At 68.9% G+C, this 4,863-nt stretch carries 4 protein-coding genes; 2 read left to right on the top strand and 2 right to left on the bottom strand.

Features of this window, described 5'->3' with window-relative positions:
• Positions 1-82 precede the first annotated feature (82 nt).
• Positions 83-1,063: a UDP-glucose 4-epimerase GalE gene (galE, locus tag sphsw_RS00230; protein WP_031438854.1), complete on the bottom strand. Its 981-nt coding sequence runs from the start codon at positions 1,061-1,063 to the stop codon at positions 83-85.
• Between the two features lie 92 nt (positions 1,064-1,155).
• Here galE and msrA point away from each other — a divergent pair, with 92 nt between their 5' ends.
• Positions 1,156-1,698: a peptide-methionine (S)-S-oxide reductase MsrA gene (gene msrA / locus sphsw_RS00225; RefSeq protein ID WP_031395728.1), complete on the top strand. Its 543-nt coding sequence runs from the start codon at positions 1,156-1,158 to the stop codon at positions 1,696-1,698.
• Between the two features lie 88 nt (positions 1,699-1,786).
• On the opposite strand, the gene sphsw_RS00220 is transcribed toward msrA, so the two are convergent.
• A complete protein-coding gene (locus sphsw_RS00220) occupies positions 1,787-2,791 on the bottom strand; it encodes an L-threonylcarbamoyladenylate synthase (protein WP_031438853.1) in 1,005 nt (334 codons plus the stop codon).
• Between the two features lie 46 nt (positions 2,792-2,837).
• On the opposite strand from sphsw_RS00220, the gene sphsw_RS00215 reads away from it, so the two are divergent.
• Positions 2,838-4,550 carry an acyl-CoA dehydrogenase gene (locus sphsw_RS00215; RefSeq protein WP_031438852.1) on the top strand — a complete coding sequence of 571 codons (1,713 nt, stop codon included), beginning with the start codon at positions 2,838-2,840 and terminating at the stop codon, positions 4,548-4,550.
• The last annotated feature ends 313 nt before the right edge of the window (positions 4,551-4,863 follow it).

Raw genomic sequence — 4,863 nt, 5'->3', positions numbered from 1 at the left:
CACGGCGCGCGCCCGGGCGGCGATCGGCGGCGAGCGCCACGCCTTTGGCCGCCCGCCCGCCGACGCCTGATCGGGCCCGTCTTTAGCGCTGTCGCTCGGCGAGCGTGCGTTCCCAGGCCAGCGCATCGCGGACGATCCCGTCGAGATCGGCGTGGCGCGGCTGCCAGTCGAGCGTCGAAAGGATCGCGCTGTTGTCCGAGATCAGCATCGCCGGATCGCCCGCGCGACGCCCCTCGAGACGGCGGTCGATCGTCATGTTCGTGACCTTGTCGACCGCATCGAGCACCTCGAGTACCGAGAAGCCGGTGCCATAGCCCGCGTTGAGCGTGTGGCTCTTGGCCGGCTCGGCGACCAGCAGGTCGAGCGCGGCGACATGCGCGGCGGCGAGGTCGCTGACATGGATATAGTCGCGCACGCCGGTGCCGTCGGGGGTGGCGAAATCGGTGCCATAGACGCCGACATGGCTGCGCTTGCCCGTCGCCGCCTCGACCGCGATCTTGATCAGGTGAGTCGCGCCGACCGTCGACTGGCCGCTGCGCCCTTGCGGATCCGCGCCCGCGACGTTGAAATAGCGCAGCGCGGCATAGTTGATCGGGTGCGCCGCCGCGACGTCGCGCAGCATCGCCTCGGTCATCAGCTTCGACATGCCGTAGGGATTGATCGGCACGGTCGGATCGCCCTCGGCGACCGGCACCTTCTCGGGCGTGCCATAGGTCGCCGCGGTCGACGAGAAGATGAAGTGCGGCACGCCTTCGGCCACCGCGCTCTCGATCAGCGACCGGCTGGCGGCGGTGTTGTTGCGGTAATATTTGAGCGGGTCGCTGACCGATTCGGGCACCACGACCGAGCCTGCGAAATGCATGATCGCACGGACCTTGTGATCGCGGATCGCCGCGCGGACCTTCGCATCGTCGGCGACGTTCGCCTCGACCAAAGTCGCGCGGGGATCGACCGCCCAGTCGAAGCCGGTGACCAGATTGTCGACCACGACCACCTCATGCCCCGCGTCGAGCAGCGCCAGGACCGCATGGCTGCCGATATAGCCGGCGCCGCCCGTTACCATCACCCTGCCATCAAGCCTTGCACCGTCGATCACATGCGTCTCCTCTTTGTTGCGGGGTAGCGGCTTCCTATCTTGGCGGAAAGGAGATCGTGATGACGGATTATGTAACGCTGGCGGGCGGGTGCTTCTGGTGCACCGAGGCCGTGTTCAAGGACGTGATCGGCGTCGAGAGCGCCGAGAGCGGCTATATCGGCGGGCATGTGCCTGATCCGACCTACAAACAGGTGTGCGGCGGCGATACCGGCCATGCCGAGGCGATCCGGATCGGCTTCGATCCTGAACAGCTGAAGCTCGGCGACCTGCTCGATATCTTCTTCGCGACGCATGACGCGACGACGCTCAACCGGCAGGGCAACGACGTCGGTACGCAATATCGTTCGGCAATGTTCCCCGCCGACGACGCGCAGAAGGCCGAGATGCAGGCCGCGCTCGAGCGTGCGCAGGCGGACAGCGCCAAGCCGATCGTCACGACGATCGAGCCGATGACCACCTGGTACGAGGCCGAAGGCTATCACCAGGACTATTGGGAAACCTCGGGCCGTTCCAACCCCTATTGCATGGCGGTGATTCCCCCCAAGCTGCAAAAGCTCCGCAAGAGCTTCGCCGCGCGGTCGAAGGCGGCAGTCAGCGCGTAACGATGCCGTTCCCCCGCGGATGCGGGGGTCCAGCTAAATACCGGATGCCAACGCGACTCCTGGACCCCCGCCTGCGCGGGGGTACAGGTCAGCGGTGCGCGGCGCGGCGGAGGCGGTCGTTGATCGCCTCGCCGATGCCTTCGGACGGAATGGGTGCGACGGCGATCCTCGGACGGTCGTTCGCATCGGCAGCGTGGAGCAGGTCGAACAGCTTCGCGGCTGCTTCGACGAGGCTGCCTGACGTCGACAGCGAGACATCCCCTGCAACCGCCCCGAACCCGATCAGCCACTCGTCGGCCTCGGCATCGAGCGCGTTCAACCGAAGCGCCTTGCTCGGCGCATAATGGCTTTCAAGCTGCCCGGGCGCCGTAACCGCACGCCCCCCCGGCGAAGGCCGGGGCCCAGTTGGGGGACGATCGTGAGGCCCGTCGTCCTCCGTTACAGCGACCTTTCCACCTGGGCCCCGGCCTCCGCCGGGGAGGTGGTCGAGCAGAGCCGCGCGGGTCACCGGCCCCGGCCGCAGCACCGTCCGCCCCGCCACGATCGTCGATTCGAGCCCCGCCTCGGTCGCGCCATCGTCGAGGATCAGCGGCACGTTCCCCCCCAGACTCGCCGCGACATGCGCCGCGGTCGTCGGCGAGATCCCCCCGCTCGCATTGGCTGACGGTGCCGCGAGCGGCCGCCCCGATGCTGCGATCAGCGCCTGCATCGCGCGGTGTCGCGGTACCCGGATCGCGATCGTGTCGAGCCCCGCGGTCACCAGCGCGGCAATCCCCGAATCGCTGCGCACCGGCAGCACCAGCGTCAGCGGCCCCGGCCAGAACGCCGCGGCCAGCGCGCGCGCATCCGCATCGAACACCGCGATCCGTTCGGCCGCGGCGAGATCGGCGACATGCACGATCAGCGGGTTGAAGCTCGGCCGTCCCTTGGCGGCATAGATGCCCGCCACCGCCTGCGCGTCGGTCGCGTCCGCGGCGAGTCCGTAGACCGTCTCGGTCGGCACCGCGACGAGTCCGCCGGCGCGAATCACCGCCGCCGCCTGCGCGACCGCCGCTGTGCCGTAGGGTAAAATCAGGGGGTGTGGACGCGTCATTCTGAAGGCCTATAGCGGGCGCAAAGCATAGCGATAAGAGGATGCCATGGCCTTCACCCCAGCAACCACCGAACAGCGTTTCGTGCTCGATCACGTCGTGCGGATCGGCGAACTCGCCGCCACCGACCGGTTCGCCGCCGCCAGCGACGACGTCGTCGACGCGGTGCTCGAAGGCGTGGGACAGTTCGCCGCGGGCGAATGGGCGCCGCTCAACCGCGCAGGGGACACCGTCGGCGCGAAATGGACCCCCGACGGCGTCGTCATGCCCGACGGCTTCGCGCAGGCGTACAAGGACTATGTCGAGGGCGGCTGGGGCACGATCGGCGTCGAGGAGGAATGGGGCGGGCAGGGCCTGCCCTTTGCGATCCAGACCGCGGTGCTCGATACGCTCGGCTCGGCGAACATGGGCTTCGCGCTCTGCCCGACGCTGACTGTTGGCGCGATCGAGGCGCTCGCGCATCACGGCAGCCCCGAGCAGCAGGCGCTCTATCTCCCGCATCTCGCGACCGGCGAATGGACCGGCACGATGAACCTGACCGAGCCGCAGGCCGGCTCCGACGTCGGCGCGCTGCGCGCCACCGCCACCCCGCTGGGTGACGGCAAATGGTCGATCAAGGGCACCAAGATCTACATCTCGTTCGGCGATCACGACATGGCGCCGAACATCGTCCACCTCGTCCTCGCGCGGACGCCCGGCGCGCCCGCGGGTACCAAGGGCATCTCGCTCTTCCTCGTGCCGAAATACCGTCTGAACGACGACGGCACGCCCGGCGACTTCAACGACGTCCGCGTCGTCTCGATCGAGCACAAGATGGGGCTTCACGCCTCGCCGACCTGCGTGCTGAGCTTCGGCGATAATGACGACTGCGTCGGCGAGCTGATCGGTGCGGAACTCGGCGGCATCCGCGCGATGTTCACGATGATGAACAATGCGCGGCTGAATGTCGGGCTCCAGGGCGTGCAGGTCGCCGAGGGCGCCACCCAGGGTGCGGTCGCCTATGCGCTCGACCGGGTCCAGTCGGCGCGCGCGGGCTCGCCGAACAAGGAGTCGGTCAAGATCGTCGAGCATCCCGACGTTCGCCGCATGCTGCTGCGGATGAAGGCGCAGACCCAGGCGGCGCGCGCGCTCGTCTATTATGCCGCCGGGCAGGTCGACCGCGCCAATATGGGCGACGCCGCGGCGCGCAACCGCCTCGAACTCGTCACCCCGCTGGCCAAGGCGCACGGCACCGACATCGGCAACGAAGTCGCCTCGCTCGGCATCCAGGTGCACGGCGGCATGGGCTATGTCGAGGAAACCGGTGCCGCGCAGTATTTCCGCGATGCGCGCATCACGCCGATCTACGAAGGCACCAACGGCATCCAGGCCGCCGATCTGGTCGGCCGCAAGCTCGCGCTCGACAATGGCGGCGCGTTCGCCACGCTGATCGCCGACATCCGCGCGGAAGCCAGGGACGAACGGCTGCTCGCGCTCGTCGACGCCTGCGACGCGATCGGCCGCCGCCTCGCCACCGCGGACGCCGACGACAAGCTCGCCGCGAGCTACCCCTTCCTAACGATGCTGTCGGTCGCGACCTGCGGCTGGCTGATGGAGCGCCAGGGCGCGGTCGCCGGCACCGACGATTTCGGACGGATGAAGGCGGCCTCGGTGCGCTTCTACCTCGAACAGATCGTCCCCGAAGCCATGGGCCTCGCCGCCGCCGCCAGCGCCAGCGCGGCGGTGCTCTACGCGATCGAACCGGCGCTGTTCGCGGCGTAAGCCCCCCTCCCGTCATCCTGACGAAAGTCAGGATCCAGAGCCACGCATGCGGGCGTCCGTGGCTTTGGATCCTGGGTCGAGCCCAGGATGACGGAGGGGGCTGGTGCGCACACCCACCCCGTTCGCCCGCTTCCATTCGCCCCATTCCCAAACACCCCACCCCCATTCGCCCTGAGCGCAGTCGAAGGGCCGCCCCAAGCCCAGGTGCTTCGACTTCGCTCAGCACGAACGGCGGGGGCGAGGGGCGAGGGGTGAGGGACGGGACGGCGACGGAGGCGCGGGGCGGGGGCGGGACCTAGGCGCACGCCCGCCC

Origin of the sequence: Sphingomonas sp. FUKUSWIS1 (assembly GCF_000733135.1) — a bacterium.
GTDB classification, from domain to species: domain Bacteria; phylum Pseudomonadota; class Alphaproteobacteria; order Sphingomonadales; family Sphingomonadaceae; genus Sphingomonas; species Sphingomonas aerolata.
This window is presented reverse-complemented; position numbering and strand designations above follow the sequence as displayed.

Coding starts and splice junctions, on each gene's coding strand:
- galE (WP_031438854.1), bottom strand. CDS start 1,063: ATGGTAACGGGCGGCGCCGGCTATATCGGCAGCCATGCGGTCCTGGCG.
- msrA (WP_031395728.1), top strand. CDS start 1,156: ATGACGGATTATGTAACGCTGGCGGGCGGGTGCTTCTGGTGCACCGAG.
- sphsw_RS00220 (WP_031438853.1), bottom strand. CDS start 2,791: ATGACGCGTCCACACCCCCTGATTTTACCCTACGGCACAGCGGCGGTC.
- sphsw_RS00215 (WP_031438852.1), top strand. CDS start 2,838: ATGGCCTTCACCCCAGCAACCACCGAACAGCGTTTCGTGCTCGATCAC.